The organism is Pseudoalteromonas sp. XI10 (assembly GCF_001469895.1).
Lineage (GTDB): Bacteria > Pseudomonadota > Gammaproteobacteria > Enterobacterales > Alteromonadaceae > Pseudoalteromonas.
The window spans coordinates 24,084-48,162 of record NZ_LOPY01000051.1 but is presented as its reverse complement, the minus strand read 5'-3'; the positions used below and the strand labels follow the sequence as shown (position 1 = coordinate 48,162).

Below are 24,079 nucleotides of genomic sequence, written 5' to 3'. Positions count from 1 at the left end.
TTTTTGTCATCGAAATTAGCGCTTTTTTGCTTTATGCGAGACATTTTCGTGATATTCCAGTAAAGTTAGCCAATTTCGTAGAAACAGTGCCGCAAAAGTGCTTACCTAGATGTCCCACCATCGGGTGCATTTTTAGCTGCTAATTATGGGTATTAGGATGGATCAAAAGCGTTGTGCCGTCGCCTCTAAAGAAAGCTTGATTCGTATTTTTACGGTGCCAGAAGCACCAGACTCGACATTAAGTAAAATCGAATCTGAAATTTCTAGCAACTTAGCTGGGTTCTTAAATGAGAACATAGCTGCTATCGAAAAGCCTTTGCACGAAATTGAAAAAGACTTTCAAACGGCTACTATTCCAGAAGAGCCGACCTTTGTATCTGACTATGCTCAAGACATTATGGAGCAGTTGGTTGCTCATTCTGTTCATACCGCTGCGCCGAGCTTTATTGGCCATATGACCTCAGCATTACCGCATTTTGTGTTACCGCTGTCTAAGTTAATGGTCGGTCTTAACCAAAACCTAGTAAAAATTGAAACTTCAAAGGCATTTACGCCTCTTGAAAGACAAGTTTTGGGCATGATGCATCACCTTGCATATGGTGAAGACGACAGCTTTTATAGTAAATGGATGCACAGTGCGAAAACGTCATTAGGCGCATTTTGTTCAGGTGGCACTGTTGCTAACATTACTGCACTATGGATTGCCCGCAACCGTTTATTAAAAGCGGATGGTGACTATAAAGGTATTGCTGCGCAGGGTTTAATCTCTGGAATGCTGCATTATGGTTATAAAGGCTTAGCTGTGCTTGTTTCTGAGCGAGGCCATTACTCATTAGGCAAAACCGTTGATTTACTGGGTATTGGTCGCGATAACATTGTCGCAATTGCAACCGGCGAAAATAATAAAGTCGATGTTGATGCGATGCGTAAAAAGGCTCATGAGCTTGAAGCCTCTGGCATTAAGGTAATGGCACTCGTGGGTGTTGCTGGGACGACTGAAACAGGCAGCATAGATCCACTAAATGAAATGGCTGATTTGAGCGAAGAACTTGGCTGTCATTTTCATGTCGATGCTGCATGGGGTGGTTCAACCTTATTATCTTCAAATTACCGCCACCTATTGAGCGGTATCGAACGCGCTGATTCAATAACCATTGATGCACACAAACAAATGTATGTACCAATGGGGGCTGGTCTGGTGTTATTTAAAGACCCTGCTGCGACGGATGCTATTGAGCATCATGCGGAATATATTCTTCGTAAAGGCTCAAAAGATTTAGGCAGTCATACCCTTGAGGGCAGCCGCCCTGGTATGGCAATGTTAGTGCATGCTTGCTTACGTGTTATTGGCCGTAAAGGCTACGAGATGCTAATTGATCGCAGTATCGTGAAAGCCCGCACTTTTGCCGACATGATCAAGCAGGATGAAGACTTTGAGTTAATCTCAGAGCCTGAGCTTTGCTTATTAACCTATCGTTACGTACCAAAAGAAATCCAAGCGAAGCTTAAAGATGCTGACGAAGAAACGAAATTAGATATTTACGCTTCGTTGAATCGCTTTACTGCAAGCATGCAAAAACGTCAGCGTGAAGCGGGTCGTTCTTTTGTATCGCGTACTCGTTTAACTCCTGCAAAATATGACCATCAGCCCACCGTGGTATTTCGCGTTGTATTAGCCAACCCGTTAACCTCTAAAGCAATTCTAAAAGATATTTTAGCGGAGCAAAAAGAACTAGCGAAAACTGATCCGGTATTTAAAAAGTACTTGAGTAAGTATATGGATTAGAAAAGGGAGCGTGATGCTCCCTTTTTATTATACCCAAGCCACCTCAAGATGCAGAATTCAGCGTTTCACAGGTGCTTAATATCAAGGCGTTACTTTGCAAGAATGGTAGTCCCTTTTAAGAAGTAACAACGATGAGAGTAAGTGCCTGTGAAACGCCCAGAGGGTTGGTTTAAAAGCGATTTATACTGCGTTATTGATTTTAACAATAGAACCACTATTATTTGCAATCAATGCCTTGCCTAAATCGCTTTTTATTCCAACTGAAACTCGCATCTTGAGGTGGTTTGGGTATATTCACTAAAGCAGCTTGCTTTAATCATGTTACTGATAATCGCTTGCGAAGGTTTTATTTTTTCCATCGCCAAAAACTCATCTGGCTGGTGGGCTTGGTTAATTGAGCCAGGTCCCATGACGATGGTTTCACAGCCAAGCTGTTGAATAAAAGGAGCTTCTGTACAATAGTTTACAGCGACAGCTGGTTGACCCGAGATTTTTTCGGCCAGCTTTACAAGTGCTGTATCAGTGCTACCACTAAATGCTGGGATAGGTTCATGCATGTCGATAACGCTCACTGCATTTGGGTATTGAGCATTAATCTCTTCTGCGGCTGTTAGCAAAATCGCTTGTAGTTCTTGCACACTTAAACCAGGTAAAGGCCGCATATCAATGTGCATTTCACAGCAACCACAAATGCGGTTGGCATTATCGCCACCATGGATATGGCCGAGGTTCAAAGTAGGGTACGGGATTTCAAAGTGCTCAACTGAATATTTATTCTTTAATTCTTCTTTGATGATTAACAATTTTGTAATCATTTTATGCATGACTTCGATGGCGTTTAAACCACGTTCAGGAGCGGAGCTATGGCCTGAGCGACCAATTACCCGGATCGCTGTACTCATATGGCCTTTATGAGTAAATACTGGTGTCATATCAGTTGGCTCACCAATAATACAGCGCGCTGGTTTTAAGTCTGGATGGCGGCAAATTTGTTGTGCTCCCGCCATTGTGGTTTCTTCGTCAGCAGTGGCTAGAATTAATAGTGGCTCTGTTTGTTTAGTTTCATCGAGCTCACTAATTGCTTGCAATACAAAGGCAAAAAAGCCCTTCATATCAATACTACCTAAACCATAAAGTTTATTGTCATGCTCACTAAGTTTGAATGGATCGTAGTTCCAGCGGCTATCATCAAATGGCACAGTATCAGTATGACCTGCAAGCATTAAACCGCCATCTCCTTCACCACGTTTCGCTAATAAGTTGTAACGGCCTTTACCGTTTTCAAGCTCTGTGATTTCACATGTAAAACCAAGGCTTTCGCACCAGTCTGCGAGCAAGGTAATAACCCCTTTATTGCTCATGCACAAAGAATCTTCAATCGCACTAATTGAAGGGGCAGCAATTAGCTGCTGATACATAGATATAAAAGAGGGTAGCGACATAAAAAAATCCAAAAATAATTATTCAATCTAATTGCATAACAATATAAAAGTATTTATGATGAATATCAATTCACTTTTTAAGCATAAATATTAGTAAAGCTGTACGATGAACACGAAACGACGATAACCTGATTTCATTACTTTAGACAGTGTTTTTATTCGCAATTGAGCGAGTAATTTTAGGCGTATCGATAAACAGATTTAATAGGTAAAAGTAAGCAATGAATGTAGTGATTATTGGCGCAAGTGGTTATAGCGGCGCAGAGCTAGCAAGTTTAGTTGCTAAGCATCCAAAACTGACCCTACAAGCATGTTATGTGTCTGAAGGGAGTTTAGATAAAGGTAAGTTATTAAGCGATTTATACCCTGAGCACCTTGGATTGTTAGAGTATCCACTACAACCTCTAACTGCTGAAGCGTACAAAGATATTGAAAGCAATGCTGACTATGTATGCCTGTGTACAGATCACAAGGTCAGTGTTGATCTTGCTCCCCAATTTTTAGCCATGGGTAAAAAAGTATTCGACCTATCTGGTGGTTTCCGTTTAGCTGGGAATGAGGATTACCTAACTTATTACGGTTTCGCACATGAACATCCTGAGCTTTTAGAGCAAGCAGCATATGGTTTAGCAGAGTGGAATAGCGATGCGATTAGTAAAGCAAACCTTGTTGCTGTTGCGGGTTGTTACCCTACAGCTGCACTTAATTCTTTAAAACCACTTAAAGAAGCGGGTTTATTAGCTGATCAAGCCATTATTGTTAATGCGGTGTCAGGTGTTACAGGCGCTGGTAGAAAAGCCAGTGTTAATACGCACTTTTGCGAAGTGTCACTTGCTCCTTATGGTTTGTTTAACCACAGACACACACCTGAGATTGAGCAGCATCTTGGTCACCCTGTGCTATTCACACCACATTTGGGTAACTTCCCCCGTGGAATCTTAGAAACTATTTATGTGCAATTAAAACCAGGCGTAACTGCAGAGCAAGTGAATGCGGCTTATCAAGTATTAGCAAACGAGCCGTTAATTCGTTTACTTGGCAATAAAATTCCAAGCATTAAAGGCGTGGCTAAACAGCCATTTGTTGATATTGCATGGCAACAAAAAGGTGAGCAACTCATCGTTATGTCAGCGATTGATAACCTCCTAAAAGGTGCTGCTGGGCAAGCATTACAGTGTATTAATTTAGCCATGGGTGAACCTCACCATACTGGCTTAGTAGGAGCGCTGTAATGAAAACTTGGATCATTAAAGTCGGTGGTGCTGTGTTAAATAGCGCAGATGCCGCAAAAGCGCTTTTTGATGTTTTAGCCTCTGAGCAACAAGATAACTTTGTGATTGTTCATGGTGGTGGAGCCTTGGTTGATGCTTGGCTTAAAGACGCCGGCTTTGTAACTGCAAAACATCAAGGTTTACGTATCAGCCCAAATGAGCAAATGCCATATATTGTTGGTGCTCTTGCCGGTTGTGCCAATAAACAATTGATGAGCCAAGCAATCAGCGCTGGCCACAAACCTGTTGGTTTAAGCCTTTATGAAGCGGGTGTACTGGTATCTGAAAAACTTAAAGTATTGGCGCAAGTAGGTCAATGTTCGGGTAGTTGTGACAGCGTGCTACCTAGCATGCTTGAACAAGGTCGTTTACCCCTAGTGAGCTCTATTGGCTTTGGGGAAGATGGCCAATGGTACAACGTCAATGCAGATGAAGCTGCAGCGGCTATCGCTAAAGAGCTTAATGCAGAACTTATTTTTATGACAGACGTAGAAGCTGTGCTTGATGCCAATAAGCAGCCTCTACATCAACTTAATACGCAGCAAATCGAAACACTTATCCTTGAAGGAGTCATTCAGGGCGGGATGGAGGTCAAAGTAAAGACCAGCCTTCTTGCTGCCCAACATTTACGACGTGGTGTGTATATCTCAAGCTGGCTGAAGCCAGAGAACTTAGTCGCTTTATTAAAAGGCGAACATGTAGGAACGAAAATTACACCATAGGTATTTCATGTTAAAGAATTTCTTAAATGGTCTTGAGTTAGACCAAAAAGGCGCACTTAAATTACTAAACTTAGCGCAAAAAATTAAAGCAAACCCAACAGACTTCAGCCAAGCATTAGCGGGCAAATCAGTGGTTACATTGTTCGAAAAGCCAAGTTTACGTACTCGTTTATCATTTGATATTGGTATTAATAAACTGGGTGGTCACGCAGTTTATTTAGATTCACAAAATGGTGCCATGGGCGCTCGTGAATCGGTTAAAGACTTTGCTCTTAATATCTCAACTTGGGCTGATGGCATTGTTGCTCGCGTGAATGCGCACAAAACACTGACTACGCTTGCTGAATATTCATCGGTGCCTGTTGTTAATAGCTTATGTGACTTATATCACCCGTGCCAAGCGCTTGCTGACTTTTTAACGCTGCAAGAAGTGCATGGCGATGTTAGTAAACTAAAGCTTGCTTACTTAGGTGAAGGTAACAACGTCACACACTCTCTAATGTTATTAGCCGCTACTTTAGGCACTGATTTTGTTGCAGTTTGTCCTAAAGGTAGCTCGCCAGATTCGCAAATTCTTAAGCAAGCAGAGCAAATTGCAGCAATGAATGGTGCCTCTGTCATGGTGAGTGACAGAATTGAGGCGGCAGTTGGCGCAAATGCAGTCTATGCTGATACCTGGGTTTCAATGGGTGATAAAACACCGCTTGAGCAGGTTAAAGCTAAATATATGCCATATCAGCTTAACCAAGCCCTACTAGAGAAAACGGGTGCGCAAACGGTACTGCATTGTCAGCCAGCGCATCGTGAGTTTGAAATTACCTCTGAGGTAATGGATGGCCCAGCATCAAAAATTATTCAACAAGCAGAGAATCGTATGCACGCGCAAAATGCTCTACTTGTCACATTATTAAATCCAAATTTTGTTTAAGGAACACCAATGAGTTCAATTAAAAAAGTCGTATTAGCCTATTCTGGTGGTCTTGATACATCGGCAATCGTGCCATGGTTAAAAGAAAACTACGGCTGTGAAGTAATCGCGTTTGTTGCTGATGTTGGCCAAGGCGCAGAAGAGCTTGAAGGCGTTGAAGAAAAAGCCATAGCTTCAGGTGCGTCGGAATGCCATATCGTTGACTTAAAAGACGAGATGGTTAGCGACTATATTTACCCAACTTTAAAAACGGGTTCTATTTACGAAGGCACTTATTTACTAGGTACGTCTATGGCGCGTCCAATCATTGCTAAAGCGCAGGTTGAAATTGCACGTAAAGTAGGTGCTGATGCGCTTTCACATGGTTGTACTGGTAAAGGTAACGACCAAGTACGTTTTGAGTCATGTTTTGCAGCCCTTGCACCAGATCTAAAAGTGATTGCACCTTGGCGTGAGTGGGACTTATCAAGCCGTGAATCATTACTTGATTACTTAGCTGAGCGTAATATTCCGTGTTCTGCATCAGCAACAAAAATTTATAGCCGTGATGCGAATGCTTGGCACATTTCTCACGAAGGTGGTGAGCTTGAAGATCCATGGTGCCAACCAAGTGATCAAGTGTGGACTTGGACTAACTCGCCAGAGCAAGCACCCAATGAAGCAGAATATGTAACATTAAACGTTGTTGAAGGTGAAGTGGTTGCTGTTAATGGTGAATCGCTTAAACCATATGACTGCTTAGTTAAATTAAATGACATTGCTGCGCCTCATGGTGTGGGTCGTGTTGATATCGTAGAAAACCGCTTAGTGGGTATGAAGTCGCGTGGCTGTTATGAAACACCTGGGGGCACTGTGATCATGGCTGCTCTTCAAGCGATTGACGAGCTTGTACTAGATAAATCAAGCCGTAAATGGAAAGAAGTACTTGGTGGCGAGTTCTCTCACTTAGTCTATGACGGTCGTTGGTTTACGCCATTAAAAGACTCGATTCTTGCAGGTGCTGAATCACTGTCTAAGTTAGCAACGGGTGAAGTAGTGCTTAAGCTTTATAAAGGCCAAGTCACGGCGGTACAGAAAAAATCACCGAATAGCTTATACAGCGAAGATTTCGCAACCTTCGGCGAAGATGATGTATATGACCAATCACATGCAGAAGGCTTCATTCGTTTATTCTCGCTATCTAGCAGAATCTCAGCACTAACGAAAAAGTAATTTAATTATTGCCCTGCAATAGCAGGGCAATAGCCGAATTTGGAGACAGTTCAATGGCATTATGGGGCGGACGTTTTTCTACGGGTCCAGATGAAGCGTTTAAACAATTCAACGATTCACTTCCTTTTGATTATCAACTTGCAGAGCAAGACATTATTGGTTCAGTTGCTTGGGCTGGAGCGTTAAAACAAGTAAACGTTTTAAACCAGCAAGAATACGATGACCTCGTTGCTGCACTTAATAAGCTGTTAGATGAAGTTAAAGCGAACCCACAAGCAGTGGCTGTAGCAGGGCATGAAGATATTCATTCTTATGTTGAATCAGCACTGATTGATAAAGTGGGTGACCTTGCTAAAAAGTTACACACTGGTCGTAGTCGTAATGACCAAGTTGCAACAGATTTCCGCTTGTGGTGTCGTGATACAGCTGAGCATATTCTTGAAGCAATCGCAGAACTTAAAGGTGAATTTATTGCCTTAGCTGAGCGTGAGCTTGGCACTATTTTACCGGGTTACACACACTTACAGCGCGCACAACCTGTGTTATTTAGTCATTGGTGTATGGCCTATGTTGAAATGCTTGAACGTGATGAAAGCCGTTTAAGTGATGCCAAAAACCGTATGAATTATTGCCCACTTGGTAGCGGTGCATTGGCCGGAACTGCGTACCCAATTGATAGGCAAACTCTTGCCGAAGGGTTAGGTTTTACCGGTGCTACACGCAATAGCCTTGATGCCGTATCTGACCGTGATTTTGTAGTTGAGCTATTAAGCTGTGCATCGATCTCGATGATCCACTTATCACGCATGGCTGAAGATTTAATTTTCTATAACTCGGGTGAAGCGGGCTTTATTGAGCTTTCTGATGGGGTAACATCAGGCTCTTCACTAATGCCGCAAAAGAAAAACCCAGATGCACTAGAGTTAATTCGTGGTAAAACTGGCCGCGTTTTTGGCGCATTCAGTGCCATGATGATGACACTTAAAGCGCTACCACTTGCTTACAATAAAGATATGCAAGAGGACAAAGAAGGCTTATTTGATGCGATGCCAACTTGGCTGGCATGTATTCATATGGCGCAAGCGTGTATCAAAGGTATTAAAGTTAATGCAGATAAAACATTAGCAGCTGCAAAAGGTGGTCACTCAAATGCGACTGAACTTGCTGACTATTTAGTGGCTAAAGGTATTCCATTTAGAGAAGGTCACCACATTGTTGGTACGCTCGTGCAAATGGCTATTGCACAAGGGAATAACTTAGAAGATTTAAGTTTAGAGCAATTTAAGTCAGTGCATAGCATTTTCGAATCAGATGTATATCCTGTATTAGAAATAGATGCCTGTATTAAAGCAAGGCAAGCTCTGGGTGGCACCTCTGTTGAGCAAGTAACAAGTGCCATCAAATACGCAAAAAAAAACAGCAAATAGCGGTACGTGATGCAACCTTAAATGATGTTGAGTCCATCGCTAAGCTTATTCAGCATTGGGCTACGGTAGGTGAAAACCTACCACGAGCTAAAAGCGACATGATTCACTCAATTAATGAGTTTGCTGTTACAGAAGTTGAAAACCAAGTTGCTGGCTGTGCCTCGCTGTATATTTACGACACTGGCCTTGCTGAAATTCGCTCGCTCGGGGTAGACCCCGAATCACGAATTGCCGGGCAGGGGCGTCAACTTGTTGAACATTTGCTAAAAAAAGCCAAAAGCTTGGCGCTTAGTCGGGTAATTGTCCTGACAAGAGTGCCAGAGTTTTTTGCAAGCCAAGGTTTTAGCTTTTGTAGCAAAGACAGTTTGCCAGAAAAAGTGATCAAAGATTGTGAGCTTTGCCTTCGCAAAGAGAACTGCGATGAAGTGGCAATGGAATATATTTTAAAGCCAAGTAATAGCGCGGTGATCCCGTGTAAACACGTGGCTTAAATTCCCTGGATGAGAAAAACGCACGGTTACCCCTGTGCGTTTTTTATGCCTGAAATTTAGATTTGCTGACTTTTATGATCAAAAAGACCAAAATTTATAAAAGTTGGATCGTTAATTGCTTTTATTATCCGCGCGGTGGCAACGTCGCGATGAAGTATAAAAAAGCGTCAAAAAAATGAGAACGCTTAACTCAGCTTGCAAGCTATTGTAAGCTGTACTGAAAAAACAATTAACTTAAAGGAATTAACTTATGCAAGTTTCAAACAATAGCCAATTGCAAATGCAAGCTTACAGCCAAATGCAACAAACAAAGCCTGCTTTGGAACAAACTACTAGTAATAAAACCCTGCAATCTGATACAGTAACTTTATCAAGTGAAGCCATGGCTTTATCTGGCGGTGCTGAAATCCAACGCGGTGGTATCATTGTATTAGATCCGGATAAACGCCCAAATTAATTACACTATGAGTAAAAGATGTATTTAACAGAACATTTTGGTTTATCTCTTCCTGCAATGGTTGTATGGGGATTAATGATGGCATTTTTTTTTAATGCCTTTCTCTGGATTGCAAATGCTAAAAGAAATAATGTTCTGTTAATGCTATCGCTCGTTGTTTTTGCATCATACTTTACAAGTGATCATCTATTCTCTTGGTTCGATAATTCAAGTGTCTACCTTAGTTGGGCTATCTATGATGTAATTACCCTAGCTGTAATTTTTAGTTGTACCTACTTTATTAAGGGTGTTAAGTCACCAGCATTTACCTATGTAATTTTTGTACTTTGCTCAAATACGATACTTCAATTATTGATGTATTATGATTTACATATTACTGGTAATGTAAGTCCTTGGTTCTTATGGGACTTTTACTCGTTCACCGTCTACTTACTCGATTTTACGATGATTATCGCACTCATCGTTGATAGAGATATCTTGGGTCTAAATGCGTTAAAGAACCGCTTTTTACGTACAGGTAAGTCAAAACAACTTCAAAAGCAGTTATAGAACTTAAAGATGTATATAGATGCTTTTTTGGGGGACTTGTTAGGGGCCTTCATAGAGTGGGGCTTTTTGATGGCCTTTTTATTTAACTTAGCGGTTAATATCAATAAAACAGATAGTAGAGTTCTTGTTTTATCTTTTATTATGATGATTTCATACTTCATCAGCGGCTTCGTTAAACTCTCTGTTTATAGTTATTTGAACTGGTTTTACTTTGACTTACTCACTATAGCTGTAGTCTTATTTTGGATGTATTGTGCCAAGGTAGCTAACTTTTGCGGAACAACTTATATCCTCTTCGGACTTACTCTCAATTCCATCCTAATGTTATCGATATACATCGATATTTTTATATACGAAAACAAATCTGAATGGTTTCTTTGGACGTTGTACTCATTTGGCGTAAACACTGTAGATGTCACTATGATTCTCGTGTTGCTTTTTAATAAGGATTTTCTAAAGCTTCATCGTGTTGTATGCATGAATTATTCAAAAGAAAAGGTGAAAAGCTTTGGCTGAGTTTCATAAGTATGTAAGTGCTTATCTAGCAACATTTATTATGTGGGGATTTCTGATGGCTTTCCTATATAACATGGTTAGTAAATCAATAGTTCCCAATGGTGATAAAACTTTAATGTGGATTTCGCTAACAATGTTTTTGTCTTATTTAGCCTCAGATCCACTAACTTCAGCTACTTTCCAGATAGAGTCGATGAGTTATGCAACTGCCTATGTAGTTTGGACAGCTCTAGATCTCACCTGTATTGGTGCAATACTGCTGATATCTAAAGGTAAATCGATCGTTAGTTACCCTGCAAAACTCTATGTGTTATTAGGTTTATTAATTAACAGCTCTCTTTTTATCAGTATGTATATAGATATTAATATACTTGAGAATACCGAAGAGTGGTGGTTATGGGGCTTTTATACGGTTACTGTCAATATTATGGATGCAATGATGCTCATCGCACTTTTCAGTAATAAAGATTTTTTAGGGCTTGCGAAGCTATACAGGAAAGTTCGAGGTCAAGCTGAACCTGCTTGACCTCAATTAGTTAAAAGCGATATTCCCAACTGGTTCTAAGGGCCGTATTTGTTTCTGACTCATCACCTATTTCATCCTTTGAAATAAGCCCTGTCACTTTCCACAAGCCATTAAACACAGATTGTTGATAACCGAGTTCTAACTGCAGCTGACTCATATCTGATGCGAGCTCAGCGTGTGTTGTTTCGCTTTCAATCCAACGAAGCTTAGCATGGCCACCATAACCATTTAGAGTGTGGTAATAGGCGCCAAGGATAGCCGATTTACTTTGTAGTGGTGTTGAGCTGCCAATTAAGCGCGAGCGTTGTGTATAGCTACCAGAGCCATATACGCAATCGCTAATTTGCTCACAAGTTTGCTCTGTATTTGAGTATTCAAAATAGCTTTTTAATAGGCTCTCTTTCGAGCCAAAATAGCTTTCAACACCCAGCGTATAAAATGGCTCGCTCGGTGCTAAGCCACTTTCATTTCGACCCATCACTTCAGCATAAAATGCCACTGGTTGAGCTGCTAAAGTGGTTGAGTACTTAACATCTAAGCTAGTTAAACGGTGTGTTGATTCATTGCTTTCGAGTGTAACAGGGTCAATCTCTAGGTTAGTTAAATAATCAGAGCCTGCACTGTTAATTGCTATTTCAAGGCCTGTTAATGGGGTGCTTGCAAATCGGAGCGCCCAAAAGTCACCGTCATCTGAGTTATTTAAATATGGCTTTTGTTTGGCGTAGATACCCGTTAACTGCCAGTTACCGATAAATGATAACCAACTTGGGCCTACATATTGTGTATTCGCTCTGGTAAAGCGCACGCCTTTCATGGGCGCCGCATTATTTGATAGTAGTAGGGCGTTATCGTTACTTGGCCCCCACCAATGGCTTACTTGCTCCGCACTAAGTGACCAATTACCCAGGAGTACGGCTAAATAGCTATCTTGGTAAGTAACATGCTGCTTATCAAGGGCGTCATCGGCATAATTTACACTGACTTTAGCGCTAACACGCTTTCCTGTGATTGAACCATAACTATTTACACCGCTTTCTTGCTGGTGGCGTTTCCCAAACCCTTGCTGAGCGAGAGGTTCGCTGTTGTAGTTTAGGCGAATACCTGAGCTGCTTTTTTGTTTAGCATTATCAAGGGCATGCTTAACATGCTGGTAGGCAAATAAGCTTCGTTCATCTAGTTGGCTGGTATTGGCAACGTCTAGGTCGCGTGCGATACCTTGCCACATTAATGGGTAGCTATTAATAGGCTGTTTGATAATGCCTTGGTTAAATAGAATTTCGATTGAAGCGCGAAGTAAAGGGTCGTCACTTTCTATCCATGGCCCAGCAACACTTGGTGCAGAGATCATTAGTAATGCAGTTAAGCTAATGAAATTTTTTAATTTCATCCGTGAATTTTATCCTGTAAGGCTTTGGCTACAATAGGGTCAACAAACTCGCTCACATCGCCATTGTGACGTGCGACTTCTTTGACGAGAGTCGATGAAATAAATGAATTTTTTTCTGCCGGTGTTAAAAATACACTTTCTAGATCTGGGTTCAGGCGACGATTCATATTCGCTAACTGAAATTCATAGTCGAAGTCAGACACCGCACGAATACCACGAATAAGCACTTCGGCATTATGGTCGCGAGCTAAATCAGCTAATAAGCCTGAAAAACCAATTACATTCACGTTATCAAGATGCGCCAAAATTTTATTAGCAAGCTCAACGCGCTCATCAAGGGTAAAGCAGGGTTGTTTACTTGGGTTATGCGCAATGGCAACAATTACTTTATCGAACATTTTTGCCGCGCGATGAATTAAGTCTGTATGGCCATTTGTAAGTGGGTCGAAAGTGCCCGGATAGATTGCAGTAACGTTCATAACTATCAGCGATTTATAAATTTGCCTGCTATATTAACAGTGTTTTCTCGACTATGCAGCTTAGAAAATACGCGTATCGGATTAGGAACCTTCACCTATATAAGGTACTAAACCGATTGAGGTTAATATTTTTCAAGGTAGTATTTAATTGCCGCGCATTTGTTTATACTGCTCGGCTGGGGAACGTAATAATCATAAAAACAGAGTAATTATGCTATGAGCACAAAGGACAAGATCATACACACCAGCATCGAGTTATTTAATCGCCACGGTGAGCGTGCCATAACAACCAATCATATCGCTTCGCATATGGGGATAAGCCCAGGTAACTTGTATTATCACTTTAAAAATAAAGAAGATATTATTCGCCATATATTTGCTTTGTATAGCGACCACTTACACACACACTTTAAGCCTTTGACGCCTGATGATGATGCGCTAGAGAATCTAGCCGGTTATCTAGATTCACTGTTTGAATTAATGTGGCGTTTTCAGTTTTTCTACGACAACTTAGGCGATATTTTATCTCGTGATGAAGAGCTGAAAAAAGGCTACATTGCGTTTCAGGCTGAGCTTTTAGAGCAAGTCAAAGATGTGCTGTTTGCATTACGTGAAGGTGGTGTTATTTGCATTGAAGACGAAGATGTTACAGAACTTGCGCATATGCTTAAAATGACCGTGAGCTTTTGGACGCCTTACATCAAAGCTCGTCGCTTAAGTGGTGAACTTGCCAGAGCTGATATTTATAACGGTATTTTAAAAGTATTACTGCTATTAAAAGCTCATTGCACTGAGCAACACCTAGAGCAAGTTAACCAATTAAGAGCTAAGTATTTAGCCCTTGCTGAAACAGAGCAAAGCGAACAATAATCCCGCAAAGCAGTTTATTTCCTAGACGCTATAATTTTTGTTATAATCGCGCGCCCTTGAGGTTGCTATACCTCGGGGCGTGTGAAATCCACAGTCTAAGAGTGAACTATGCTTAAATTTATCGTCAAATTACACCCTGAAATCGCGATCAAGAGTAAATCTGTTCGTAAGCGTTTTACCAAGTTATTAGAAAATAACATTAAGATCGTTTTGCGTCGTGTTGACGAAAAAGTTCAGGTAAGAAACAACTGGGACAATATCTCTGTTGTTAGCTTGCTAGACTCTGAGCAAGTTCGCTTAGATATTATCGATGGCTTAAAACGCATTCCAGGTATCGTACAGTTTATTGAAGTAACAGAAACAGACTTCGACTCAATCGACGATATTTACCAAAAAGCACTTGAACTAATCGGCCATACGATTGCGGGCAAAACATTCTGTGTGCGTTGTAAACGTTCTGGTAAGCATGATTTCACATCGAGCGATGTAGAGCGCTACGTAGGTGGTGGTTTAAACCAGCATGTTGAAGGTGCGCGCGTTAAATTATCTCACCCTGAAGTAACTGTTCGCTTAGAAGTACGTGATGATAAAGCATACATTGTTACTCAAACTCACTTAGGTATGGCGGGCTTCCCGTTGCCAACACAAGAAGATGTATTATCGCTTATGTCGGGCGGTTTTGACTCTGGTGTTGCAAGCTATCAAATGATCCGTAAAGGTGCACGTACTCACTTCTTGTTCTTTAACTTAGGTGGTGCTGCGCACGAAATCGGTGTTAAGCAGGCCAGTTATTATATCTGGAAACAGTTCAGCTCTACTCATAAAGTGAAGTTTGTTACTGTTGATTTTGAACCTGTTATAGCAGAAATCTTAGAAAACGTTGAAAACAGCCAAATGGGTGTTGTGCTTAAGCGTATGATGATGCGTGCCGGTAGCCAAGTTGCAGAAAAACTAGGTGTACAAGCATTGGTAACTGGCGAAAGTATTGGTCAGGTATCAAGCCAAACACTGGCTAATTTGAGTGTGATTGACCGTGTGACGGAAACTTTAATCATTCGCCCGTTAATCCAACACGACAAGCAAGATATTATCAATATTGCGCGTCAAATCGGCACGGCTGAGATGGCAGAAAGCATGCCGGAATACTGTGGTGTAATTTCTAAAAAGCCAACAGTTAAAGCTAAAATCAAAACTATTCTTGCCGAAGAAGCTAAGTTTGACTTCGACGTGCTAAATACAGTTGTTGAAAATGCGCGTGTGATGGATATTCGCGATATTGACACCGAAGCAAAAGAAGAAGTGAAAGAAGCTGAGTCTGTATCTGATTTACCTGAAGGAGCGGTTGTTGTTGATATTCGCTCACCTGAAGAAGAGGACGCAAACCCATTAGAGCTTGAAGGTATTGAAGTTGTACATTTACCTTTCTTCCGCTTAGCGACTAAATTTGGTGACTTACCAAAAGATAAAGAATATTACTTATATTGTGCTAAAGGTGTGATGAGCCAGCTACAAGCGCTGATCTTGCACGAAGAAGGCTTTAGCAACGTAAAAGTGTATCGTCCGTAAGGGATGGTAATAAAAGCGCGACATGTTCGCGCTTTTTTAATGCCTGAAATAATTACGAGAACTTTCCCCTTTCCCCTTGAAACTTTCCTATTTACCCTAGTAACTAGCAGCTCGCTAACTTTTTATTTTTATCATGCTCAGCATGGCCTGATTATAGGGAGTTTTTACCCCTAACTTAGCGCCTTGCTCGCACACATAACCACAAATTGCATCAATTTCTGATTCTCGATTATGGCTGATGTCTTGCTGCATAGAAGAAAAGTTTTCAGCGGTGGCTGTCATCACAGAATAGGCTTGATCCAGCGCCTCGCTGAGTTTTACTTTAACCCCTTGTTTATTGGCAACCAGACACGCTTCACTAAGTAAATTGATTATGCGCGTGCTAAATTGCGGTGCACGTAGCTGGCCATTTTTTACGTTATGAATCGCTGTTAACGGGTTAATAGCAATATTCACTAACAGTTTTTGCCATCGCAATGAGTGAATATCATCGCTCACTGAAAAGTGTGGTAAGTAACTAAACTGCTGCTTAAGTTCACCGAGGTTTTCGCTTGCAGCTGCATTACATGCACCTAACACGCTTTCGCCATTACCTGTATGGCTAACACTATAAGGCGTTGTTTTGAAACCAGCTAAACGCGTTGTTAAAAACGCTAACCCTTGCGTGTTTAAAAGCTGGGTATTGAGTTCATCAACATTCCCCATGCCGTTGTGAGAAAGAACGATTTGGCATGTTTTACTGAGGTAAGGTTTTACTTGTCCAAAGGCAGTTTGCACCTGAAATGCTTTTACTGTTATTAACACCAAGTCAAAGGGGGCGGATTGACTTAGCTCTTTGTGGTGAATAAGGCGAGCTTTAATTGGGTGTGATTTACCATTACTCGCTTGATAAAAACGCGTGGTCAGGGTCGGCTTACGGGTCAGTAATGTAATGTCATGTTGCGCAGATAAAAAATGACTAAACAACAAGCCAATCGCACCGTCGCCAACAATTAAAATGTTAGCCATTACGTTGTTTACTACCTAAATGAAAACCAAGTTTAATGATAAAGTAACTTACAGCACCGATAAAATCAGCGACAAAATCCCCAACCGAAGCTTGACGATAAGGCAGCATATCTTGCATAAACTCTATGGCTGCACCATATCCGGCTAACAGTAAAATTTGCACCATAAGTGGCAATTTAAAGGCTTTATCCATCACCATGGCCAGTACAAAGAAAATACCAAAATGCGCCACTTTATCAACGTGTGGAAAGAGGTTGCTCACCCCTTTAATTTCTTTGGCAAATAAAATTGTAAAGCCAATAATGCTGGCTAAAAAGATAACTTGGTAAACACGCCTTGTCACAATAAACCCTAAATAATGCCGAAATTGAATGGCCAGTATATCAAACAATTTTTGCATCGCACCTGAACAAGTCGGATAAAAATAGAAAGAATCTATAAATAAGCGTTATAATTGCCAACCATAAATGAATTTAAAAAAGACTATGTTAGGAGAACCCCATGCCTTCATTTGATATTGTTTCTGAAGTAGAAATGAACGAAGCGCAGAATGCAGTAGATAATGCAAAGCGTGAACTAGAGACGCGTTTTGATTTTCGTGGTGTTGATGCATCAATCGAACTAAGTGACAAAGTAATTAAGTTAAAAGCAGAAGCACCACAACAAGTTATGCAGCTTTTTGATATTCTTGCTGCGAAAATTTCAAAGCGTGGTTTAGATGTATCTAGCCTTGAGCTTAAAGATGAGTCGCGTAGCGGTAAATACGTAATGCGTGACGTTGCTCTTAAGCAAGGTATTGAAAAAGACGTAGCGAAGAAAATCGTTAAGTTAATCAAAGACTCAAAGATCAAAGTACAAGCTGCTATTCAAGGTGAAGAATTACGTGTAACTGGTAAAAAGCGTGATGATTTACAAGAAGCAATGCAAGTTGTTCGTACTGCTGATTTAGGTCAACCATTCCAGTTCAAAAACTTCCGCGATTAATACTCTATGTTTTTAGCTTTAAGCTGTAAGTTTTAAGCTATAAGCCTACAAGTTTCTGAACTTTACAAGGAGCGTATTTTGAGACAAATATTAGGTTACAGAGAAAAAGATATCTTCTAGCTATTTTCAGCTAGAGGATATTTATGTCAGTAAAAAACAAAGCAATAGATCGTAATAAACACGGTAAAATAAACAGAAAATACACAGGCCCACACAGTACTTATTTTTACCAACAAACACCAAGTTGGTGGGTGAAAATGACGATGACCAAGCCAAGAAGACGTTTAAATAAAGCTCTTTGTAAGCTTGTGCTGAATGGTGCTGACCCAGAAGGAATTGTTTTTCCGTTAGGAAACTCGAAACCTCATGAGTATTTCTGGTAATCATTGTTTTATAAAAGCCAATCAGCCATGCTGATTGGCTTTTTTACTTTCGGCTTACAGCTTAAAGCTTAAAACTTTATTTTAGCAGTATAGCCGTCCATTGACTTTCTTCCCCAAAATCATCACAATAACGGCCTATTTTCAAGGTGCTTGCTGTATCTTCTGATACGTTTTATTTCAAAGGGTGAAATAGTCGCAAGATAATCGGGAAGTCGGTGCGTTTTCAGGGAGAAAACAATGCCAACACTGCCCCCGCAACGGTAATGTATATGCCATGCATTTACAGAGTCCGGAGACCGGCCTTGAAGTAACTTACTATTCGCGTGTGCGGTGGGCACAGGCTAGGGGATATCATGCTAAATAAATCTGCGTTAGGCGTAGCGGTTGCTGCTGCGTTGTCTTTTTCTGTATCTGCTGACGAGCAATCAATCGAGCACATCACAGTTACTGCCAATAAATTCGAACAATCAATTAATGATGTATTAGCTAGCGTTACTGTTATAGACCGTGCTGATATTGAAGCAAGCTATGTTCGTGACTTACCAAGCTTACTGGCCACCCAAGCAGGCTTTCAAATTAATGCCAATGGTGGTTTTGGACAAAGCTCAGGTGTTTCATTACGTGGTGCAAGTTCTCGTCATACACTTATTTTAATTGATGGTGTACGCACCGGCTCTGCAACACTTGGCTATAAAAGTATTAGCAATATTCCTTTAAACAGTATTGAGCGTGTTGAAGTAATTAAAGGTTCACGTGCTGCTGTATATGGTTCTGATGCGCTAGCTGGTGTGATTAATATCATTACCCGTAAAGCACAAAATACGACCTTAGATGTTACTTTTGGCTCAGACTCTTACCAAGAGTACCAAGTAGCGACAGGTGGCCAGTTTGCGGGTGTTGATGTTGCCGTTAATGCCGGTTATGAAAAAACAGATGGATTTGATGTTCTGCAAGGCTTAGCCCCAGATGAAGACGGCTACGAGAACAAAAACCTTGGCTTTAATCTAGGTTATCAAAATGAGCAGTTAGGTGAGTTTTTAGCGCAAGCACAATACTCAGAAGGCGAAGCAAAATACGATAGCGCTTATAGCCCTGTAGACAGCACTGTAGAAAAAGGCGAATTCGAAAATTACCAAGCTTCACTAGGTTGGAAAAAAGCTTTCGAAAAACACAGCCATGCCATTGATATTGCAATATCAAGTGATAGTTCAGATGACTCACGTATTGATTACACAGGCGCAACGGTGGTCGATAAGTTTGAAACTGAGCGTGAGCAAATCGATTACAATGGCCAATACTTTTTCAATCAAGCTCTGACTCTTAGTGGCGGTTTGAATTGGTATAAAGATGAAGTGAACACTAACTCTGGTACTTACTTAAAAGACAGCCGTGAAGTATTCGCTGCGTTTGTTGGCGCTTATTATGACGACGAACAAGTGCTGGCAAACCTAACCGTTCGCCAAGATGATGATCAGCAGTTTGGTGATGAAACAACTTACACCGCAGCTGTTGGCTATCACTTAAATGACATCGCTACATTCCGCGTAAGTCAAAGTACGGGTTTTAAATCTCCAACATTTAATGACTTATATTACCCAGGCTCAGGTAACCCAGAGTTAAATCCTGAAACATCAGATAACCAAGAGCTTGGTTTATCACTCAATGTGAATGATATCAGCCTTGATATTGCGATTTTCCGCAGCGAAATCGATAACAAAATCGCTTGGGCACCAAATGCATCAGGGCAGTGGATCCCAACCAATATAAACGAAGCTCGCCACGAAGGTGTTGAGTTTAGCTTTAAAAACCAAGTGTTTGGCTTTGATCACAGCTTTAACTTTACCTATCTTTCAGCAGAAGATACTGAGACTGGTCAGTCACTAACCTATGTGTCAAATCACAGTGTTAATTGGTCATTAAACAAAGCATGGGGGGATTTTGATGCCGGTATCGATATGCAATACCGTGGTGACCGTGATGGCAAGTTAACGCACTTACCTTCGTATACGTTATGGAATTTAGTAGGTCACTACCAAGTAACTGACAACTTAACTGTGTCACTACGTGTAGAAAACCTATTCGATAAAGAGTACAACGCCGTTGATGCCTATGGTACAGACCTAGATGGTGATTACATCAACGACGAATTTTATTACTACAACACGGCCGAGCGTCGCCTGTTTGTAGGTGCCCGCTATCAGTTCTAATAACTCTTAAAGTCAGCTGAGTTGTTTACTTATAGCTAGTAATTGACATTAATTTGCCCGTTGATGTCATTAGTCTTAAGTTAAAACAAGCTCAGCGTTATTATTAGTTCTGCGTCTAAAAGCTCGCTACCTACTTAGCGGGCTTTTTTCATTTTAGTTTATCTGCGTAATACTGTTCGAACTTTGCAATCTTAGGGGCAATCAGAATACTGCAATAACCTTGATTTGGGTTTTCATTGTAATAGTCTTGATGGTACTGCTCTGCAGGGTAAAAGTTTGTAAGCGGGCTAAGCTCGGTGACAATCGGCTCACGAATTTGCTTTTGTAAGGCATCAATCATGGCTTGAGATTCTGCTTTTTGCTTTTCATCATGATAGTAAATAACACTTCGATACTGGGTGCCGACATCATTACCTTGGCGGTTTAACTGTGTGGCATCGTGTAAAGTGAAGAACATTTCAAGTAGGGTGTTATAGCTTACAATACTGCTGTCAAAATCGAGCTGAACAACTTCAGCGTGACCCGTTAAGCCGGTACAAATTTGTTGATAACTTGGGTTTTCAATCTCACCGCCAGCATAGCCAGAACTGACATTAAGCACGCCTTTTACGCGTCTAAATGCGGCATCAATACACCAAAAGCAGCCGCCGCCAAAAGTGGCGATTTGTATGTTGTTATCCATATTTCACTCCCTTACCGTTTTGCTGACTATAGCCGAAAAAACAAAACGCCGTAAAGACGGCGTTTTGTTAAAGCTTAAGCTTGTTTAAATTTCTTCTAACGGCTTGTCTTTTGCTTGTTGTTCTAACTTGCTTTGCAAGTACTCAGGCGACTGGGTATTTCTAGCAAGTGCGCTGTATGCTGCAGGTACTACGAATAAGGTAAGTAAGGTTGCAACAATAACACCTGTAAATACCACCACACCAATTACCATGCGACTTTCTGCACCTGGGCCACTTGCAAGAACTAGCGGTACCGAGCTCATCACTGTGGTTAGTGAGGTCATAATAATTGGGCGTAAACGTTGTGTCGCAGCTTGGCTAATCGCTTCGTTAAACTCAACGCCTTTATCGCGCAGCTGGTTTGCAAACTCAACAATCAAGATACCGTTTTTCGCACTTAAACCTATCAGCATTACGATACCAATTTGGCTGTAAATATTCAGAGTAAGTCCGGTGTACCACAAGCCAAATAGTGCACCCACTAAACCAAGTGGCACAGTAAGCATGATCACAAATGGGTGAATAAAGCTTTCAAACTGTGCTGCGAGTACTAAGAAGGTCACAGTCAGTGCTAGTATGAATACATAAGTCATTGCCGATGCACCTTCATAGAACAGCTGAGATTCACCCTTGTAGTCGATTGCACCGTCGATGTCGTTTTCTTCCGCTGCCACTTGATTTAAGAAGTTAAGCGCTTCTTCTAGGGTATAACCATCTGCTAAGTTCGCACTTAAAGTAATTGCGCGCATACGGTTATAACGGTTTAAACGCGATGCAGTGGCTTCTTCTTTTAAGCTAATTAAGCTATCTAGCGGCACTAATTCACCACTGCGTGATTTTAAATAGATATTTGAGATATCAGTTGGGTTAGCAAAGTCTTCTTTGGTGCCTTTTAAAATCACATCATATTCTTCACCACGGTCGATAAAGGTCGTTACGCGGCGTTGGCCTAACATGGTTTCGAGTGTGCGGCCTACATCCGATACAGAAACCCCTAAATCAGCGGCTTTGTTTTTATCAATGTTGATTAAAAACTGCGGGAATGTTTCTTTGTAATCATGATCGATTCTTACCAAGCCTGGGTTTTTCTCAGCACGCTCAATAATACGGTCTCGCCAATCGGCTAGTTGGTCGTAATCGTTACCTTGCAGTACAAATTCAATCGGGCGAGATGAACCACCGCCACCAATACCACGGCGCATAATTGCAAACGCACGCACATCGGTCACTTCAGTCATTTTACCGCTGATTTCGTCCATTACTTCCCAGGTTGAGCGCTTACGCTTATCCCAGTCGGCCATACCAATGATAGCAACACCGCCTTGACCACCCCAGCCAGGTACACGAACAAGCACTCGGCTCAATTCACCAGACTCAGAGTAAGGCATTAAACGTTCTTCAATTTTAGCCATGTTTGCAGCGTTATTTTCATAACTTGCGCCTTCTGGGCCACTCATCATGATAAAGAAAGTACCGCGGTCTTCTTTTGGAGTAAGCTCTGAAGGCACTTTTTGAAACAGCATAAAGCTGGCAACACCAGCCAAAATCATAGTCAGTAGCAAGCTCCACTTACGGCCCATATTTGAAGCCAGCGAGTTACGATAGGCATTTTCGATTTTGTTAAAGGTTCTATCCATCCACTGGCTAAACTTGCTTTCTTTTTCTGAAGCTTTTAATACTTTTGAGCAGAGTGCCGGAGAAAGTGTTAATGCCGTAATACTAGAAAAGAACACTGCGGCGCTTACTGCCATCGCAAATTCTGTGAATAGGGCACCAATACGGCCATCCATAAACACTAGTGGCACGAATACCGCAATCAGTACGAGTGTGGTGGCAATAATCGCAAAGCCAACTTCACGGGCACCACGAAACGCTGCAAGCAGTGGTGGTTCACCCAGCTCTATACGGCGGTGAATATTCTCAAGCATTACAATCGCATCATCTACTACTAAACCGATAGCAAGCACGAGTGCCAGAAGAGTTAACAAGTTGATTGAGTAACCCATAGCCAGCAAGAACATAAAGCTGCCCACTAAGGCCACTGGTACGGTTACAGCAGGCACTAGGGTTGCGCGGATATTGCCTAAAAATAGGTAAATAACCAAGACAACTAGCGCCATTGAAATCCCAAGGGTTCTGTATACTTCATCAATTGATTCTTTGATGAAAATAGATGAGTCATAGCTGTCTTGAATGGTGGTGCCTTCTGGCAGGTTACGCTTAATTTTTTCAAGCTCTGCGCGGGCATTATCAACCACGGTTAGCGTATTGGCTTTGGCTTGCTTGACGATACCCAAGCCAATCATATTACGGCCATTACCACGGAATAAACTTTCATCGTCAGCAGCTTCTAAGTGAACATCAGCCACTTCACCTAAACGTACCAAATAGCCGTCATCGCCACGCTTGATTACTAGGTTTCTAAAGTCTCGCTGATCTTTATAACTACGCGCGGTACGTACTGTAAAATCACGGTCGATAGATTCGATTTCACCGGCAGGTAGTTCAACGTTTTCAGTGCGTAAGGTGTTTTCAATATCGCTACTGGTAATACCGCGGGCTGCCATCGCTTTACGGTTTAACCAAATTTTCATTGCGTATTTACGCTCGCCACCAACGCGTACATTAGAGACACCATCAACAACCGCTAATCGGTCAACAATAAAGCGTTGTGCATAATCAGATAACTGTAATGAGTCCATGGTAGTGCTGTTTAGTACGAACCAGGCAATTGGGCTTTCATCACTGTTTGATTTAGAGACCTCTGGCGGGCGAACTTGCTCAGGTAAGCTATCAAGGGCACGGGCTACACGTTCGCGTACATCGTTTGATGCGGCATCAATATCGCGGCTGATATTAAACTCAATAGTGATATTTGAGCGACCATTTCGGCTTGATGAGTTAATACTTTTAATGCCTTCGATACCTGAAATGCGGTTTTCGAGTACTTGGGTGATTTTAGTTTCAATTATCTCTGCGCTGGCACCGGTGTAATCTGTGCTAACGCTGACAATCGGTGTTTCAATATCTGGATATTCTCGCAGTGGTAGCATAGAAAATGCCACCAAACCAAAGGTAAGTAACAACAGGTTTATTACGATCGCAAAGACCGGGCGTTTAACGCTAGTATCAGTAATTTTCATGGT

Annotated in this window: 20 protein-coding genes, 1 pseudogene and 1 riboswitch; of the genes and pseudogenes, 14 read left to right on the top strand and 7 right to left on the bottom strand. The window is 41.4% G+C overall.

The features are described from left to right. The first annotated feature begins 157 nt into the window (after window positions 1-157). Window positions 158-1,786 (top strand): pyridoxal-dependent aspartate 1-decarboxylase PanP, encoded by a 1,629-nt coding sequence (panP, locus tag AUR67_RS14450; RefSeq protein WP_058585814.1) that lies wholly within the window; start codon window positions 158-160, stop codon window positions 1,784-1,786. Window positions 1,787-2,037: 251 nt separating this feature from the next. Here the strand turns inward: panP and argE are convergent, their stop codons facing one another. Further along, entirely contained in the window at window positions 2,038-3,228 is a 1,191-nt protein-coding gene (argE, locus tag AUR67_RS14445; protein WP_058585813.1) for an acetylornithine deacetylase, read from the bottom strand. A 221-nt stretch (window positions 3,229-3,449) separates the two neighbouring features. On the opposite strand from argE, the gene argC reads away from it, so the two are divergent. From argC to AUR67_RS14395, 8 genes and pseudogenes are all read left to right on the top strand, one after another. Then, window positions 3,450-4,460, top strand: a complete 1,011-nt coding sequence (gene argC, locus AUR67_RS14440) for an N-acetyl-gamma-glutamyl-phosphate reductase (RefSeq protein WP_058585812.1) — start codon at window positions 3,450-3,452, stop codon at window positions 4,458-4,460. Continuing rightward, window positions 4,460-5,221 (top strand): acetylglutamate kinase, encoded by a 762-nt coding sequence (gene argB / locus AUR67_RS14435; protein ID WP_054560942.1) that lies wholly within the window; start codon window positions 4,460-4,462, stop codon window positions 5,219-5,221. The genes argC and argB overlap by 1 nt, the downstream gene beginning before the upstream one ends. Window positions 5,222-5,228: 7 nt before the next feature. Continuing rightward, window positions 5,229-6,149, top strand: a complete 921-nt coding sequence (locus tag AUR67_RS14430) for an ornithine carbamoyltransferase (RefSeq protein WP_054560941.1) — start codon at window positions 5,229-5,231, stop codon at window positions 6,147-6,149. 9 nt (window positions 6,150-6,158) lie between these two features. Further along, window positions 6,159-7,361: an argininosuccinate synthase gene (locus tag AUR67_RS14425; protein WP_054551091.1), complete on the top strand. Its 1,203-nt coding sequence runs from the start codon at window positions 6,159-6,161 to the stop codon at window positions 7,359-7,361. Window positions 7,362-7,414: 53 nt separating this feature from the next. Continuing rightward, window positions 7,415-9,279 (top strand): annotated as a pseudogene (argH, locus tag AUR67_RS14420) (argininosuccinate lyase). A gap of 250 nt (window positions 9,280-9,529) precedes the next feature. Then, complete coding sequence (locus tag AUR67_RS14410; protein WP_058585810.1) at window positions 9,530-9,736, top strand: hypothetical protein; 207 nt, start codon at window positions 9,530-9,532, stop codon at window positions 9,734-9,736. Between the two features lie 18 nt (window positions 9,737-9,754). Next, complete coding sequence (locus AUR67_RS14405; RefSeq protein ID WP_058585809.1) at window positions 9,755-10,285, top strand: hypothetical protein; 531 nt, start codon at window positions 9,755-9,757, stop codon at window positions 10,283-10,285. 508 nt (window positions 10,286-10,793) lie between these two features. Then, entirely contained in the window at window positions 10,794-11,327 is a 534-nt protein-coding gene (locus AUR67_RS14395) for a hypothetical protein (RefSeq protein WP_058585807.1), read from the top strand. Window positions 11,328-11,337: 10 nt separating this feature from the next. On the opposite strand, the gene AUR67_RS14390 is transcribed toward AUR67_RS14395, so the two are convergent. Together AUR67_RS14390 and coaD are read right to left on the bottom strand one after the other, a co-directional pair. After that, entirely contained in the window at window positions 11,338-12,714 is a 1,377-nt protein-coding gene (locus tag AUR67_RS14390) for a capsule assembly Wzi family protein (protein WP_058585806.1), read from the bottom strand. Next, a complete protein-coding gene (gene coaD / locus AUR67_RS14385) occupies window positions 12,711-13,193 on the bottom strand; it encodes a pantetheine-phosphate adenylyltransferase (protein WP_058585805.1) in 483 nt (160 codons plus the stop codon). Before coaD ends, AUR67_RS14390 begins: the two co-directional genes overlap by 4 nt. 216 nt (window positions 13,194-13,409) lie before the next feature. On the opposite strand from coaD, the gene AUR67_RS14380 reads away from it, so the two are divergent. Then, window positions 13,410-14,063, top strand: a complete 654-nt coding sequence (locus tag AUR67_RS14380; RefSeq protein ID WP_054560933.1) for a TetR/AcrR family transcriptional regulator — start codon at window positions 13,410-13,412, stop codon at window positions 14,061-14,063. A 108-nt stretch (window positions 14,064-14,171) separates the two neighbouring features. After that, a complete protein-coding gene (gene thiI / locus AUR67_RS14375; RefSeq protein ID WP_058585804.1) occupies window positions 14,172-15,629 on the top strand; it encodes a tRNA uracil 4-sulfurtransferase ThiI in 1,458 nt (485 codons plus the stop codon). A gap of 114 nt (window positions 15,630-15,743) precedes the next feature. Here thiI and AUR67_RS14370 read toward each other — a convergent pair whose 3' ends face one another. Beyond that, a complete protein-coding gene (locus AUR67_RS14370; protein WP_058585803.1) occupies window positions 15,744-16,637 on the bottom strand; it encodes a ketopantoate reductase family protein in 894 nt (297 codons plus the stop codon). Continuing rightward, complete coding sequence (locus AUR67_RS14365; protein ID WP_055021578.1) at window positions 16,630-16,980, bottom strand: VanZ family protein; 351 nt, start codon at window positions 16,978-16,980, stop codon at window positions 16,630-16,632. Before AUR67_RS14365 ends, AUR67_RS14370 begins: the two co-directional genes overlap by 8 nt. A 158-nt stretch (window positions 16,981-17,138) precedes the next feature. Between AUR67_RS14365 and AUR67_RS14360 the strand changes: the two genes are divergently transcribed. The 3 genes from AUR67_RS14360 to AUR67_RS14350 all read left to right on the top strand — a co-directional run bounded on the left by AUR67_RS14360 (window position 17,139) and on the right by AUR67_RS14350 (window position 20,211). Next, complete coding sequence (locus AUR67_RS14360) at window positions 17,139-17,621, top strand: YajQ family cyclic di-GMP-binding protein (protein ID WP_054551104.1); 483 nt, start codon at window positions 17,139-17,141, stop codon at window positions 17,619-17,621. A gap of 143 nt (window positions 17,622-17,764) precedes the next feature. Beyond that, window positions 17,765-18,004 carry a hypothetical protein gene (locus AUR67_RS14355; protein WP_054551105.1) on the top strand — a complete coding sequence of 80 codons (240 nt, stop codon included), beginning with the start codon at window positions 17,765-17,767 and terminating at the stop codon, window positions 18,002-18,004. Between the two features lie 165 nt (window positions 18,005-18,169). Beyond that, window positions 18,170-18,324: riboswitch (cobalamin riboswitch) on the top strand. 33 nt (window positions 18,325-18,357) lie between these two features. Next, on the top strand, window positions 18,358-20,211 hold the full coding sequence (locus AUR67_RS14350) for a TonB-dependent receptor domain-containing protein (protein ID WP_058585802.1): 1,854 nt from the start codon (window positions 18,358-18,360) through the stop codon (window positions 20,209-20,211). Window positions 20,212-20,359: 148 nt separating this feature from the next. Here AUR67_RS14350 and msrA read toward each other — a convergent pair whose 3' ends face one another. After that, window positions 20,360-20,893 (bottom strand): peptide-methionine (S)-S-oxide reductase MsrA, encoded by a 534-nt coding sequence (gene msrA, locus AUR67_RS14345; protein WP_058585801.1) that lies wholly within the window; start codon window positions 20,891-20,893, stop codon window positions 20,360-20,362. An 84-nt stretch (window positions 20,894-20,977) separates the two neighbouring features. Then, the gene (locus AUR67_RS14340) at window positions 20,978-24,076 is read right to left on the bottom strand and encodes an efflux RND transporter permease subunit (protein ID WP_058585800.1); all 3,099 of its coding nucleotides are present in this window, start codon (window positions 24,074-24,076) and stop codon (window positions 20,978-20,980) included. Window positions 24,077-24,079 lie beyond the last annotated feature (3 nt).

Bases quoted from the DNA above. Each gene is read 5' to 3' on its own strand.
- AUR67_RS14390 (WP_058585806.1), bottom strand. From the start codon at position 12,714: ATGAAATTAAAAAATTTCATTAGCTTAACTGCATTACTAATGATCTCT.
- AUR67_RS14355 (WP_054551105.1), top strand. From the start codon at position 17,765: ATGTCAGTAAAAAACAAAGCAATAGATCGTAATAAACACGGTAAAATA.
- argE (WP_058585813.1), bottom strand. From the start codon at position 3,228: ATGTCGCTACCCTCTTTTATATCTATGTATCAGCAGCTAATTGCTGCC.
- thiI (WP_058585804.1), top strand. From the start codon at position 14,172: ATGCTTAAATTTATCGTCAAATTACACCCTGAAATCGCGATCAAGAGT.
- AUR67_RS14370 (WP_058585803.1), bottom strand. From the start codon at position 16,637: ATGGCTAACATTTTAATTGTTGGCGACGGTGCGATTGGCTTGTTGTTT.
- AUR67_RS14360 (WP_054551104.1), top strand. From the start codon at position 17,139: ATGCCTTCATTTGATATTGTTTCTGAAGTAGAAATGAACGAAGCGCAG.
- AUR67_RS14425 (WP_054551091.1), top strand. From the start codon at position 6,159: ATGAGTTCAATTAAAAAAGTCGTATTAGCCTATTCTGGTGGTCTTGAT.
- AUR67_RS14410 (WP_058585810.1), top strand. From the start codon at position 9,530: ATGCAAGTTTCAAACAATAGCCAATTGCAAATGCAAGCTTACAGCCAA.
- AUR67_RS14350 (WP_058585802.1), top strand. From the start codon at position 18,358: ATGCTAAATAAATCTGCGTTAGGCGTAGCGGTTGCTGCTGCGTTGTCT.
- panP (WP_058585814.1), top strand. From the start codon at position 158: ATGGATCAAAAGCGTTGTGCCGTCGCCTCTAAAGAAAGCTTGATTCGT.
- AUR67_RS14380 (WP_054560933.1), top strand. From the start codon at position 13,410: ATGAGCACAAAGGACAAGATCATACACACCAGCATCGAGTTATTTAAT.
- argB (WP_054560942.1), top strand. From the start codon at position 4,460: ATGAAAACTTGGATCATTAAAGTCGGTGGTGCTGTGTTAAATAGCGCA.
- AUR67_RS14430 (WP_054560941.1), top strand. From the start codon at position 5,229: ATGTTAAAGAATTTCTTAAATGGTCTTGAGTTAGACCAAAAAGGCGCA.
- argC (WP_058585812.1), top strand. From the start codon at position 3,450: ATGAATGTAGTGATTATTGGCGCAAGTGGTTATAGCGGCGCAGAGCTA.
- AUR67_RS14340 (WP_058585800.1), bottom strand. From the start codon at position 24,076: ATGAAAATTACTGATACTAGCGTTAAACGCCCGGTCTTTGCGATCGTA.
- coaD (WP_058585805.1), bottom strand. From the start codon at position 13,193: ATGAACGTTACTGCAATCTATCCGGGCACTTTCGACCCACTTACAAAT.
- AUR67_RS14405 (WP_058585809.1), top strand. From the start codon at position 9,755: ATGTATTTAACAGAACATTTTGGTTTATCTCTTCCTGCAATGGTTGTA.
- msrA (WP_058585801.1), bottom strand. From the start codon at position 20,893: ATGGATAACAACATACAAATCGCCACTTTTGGCGGCGGCTGCTTTTGG.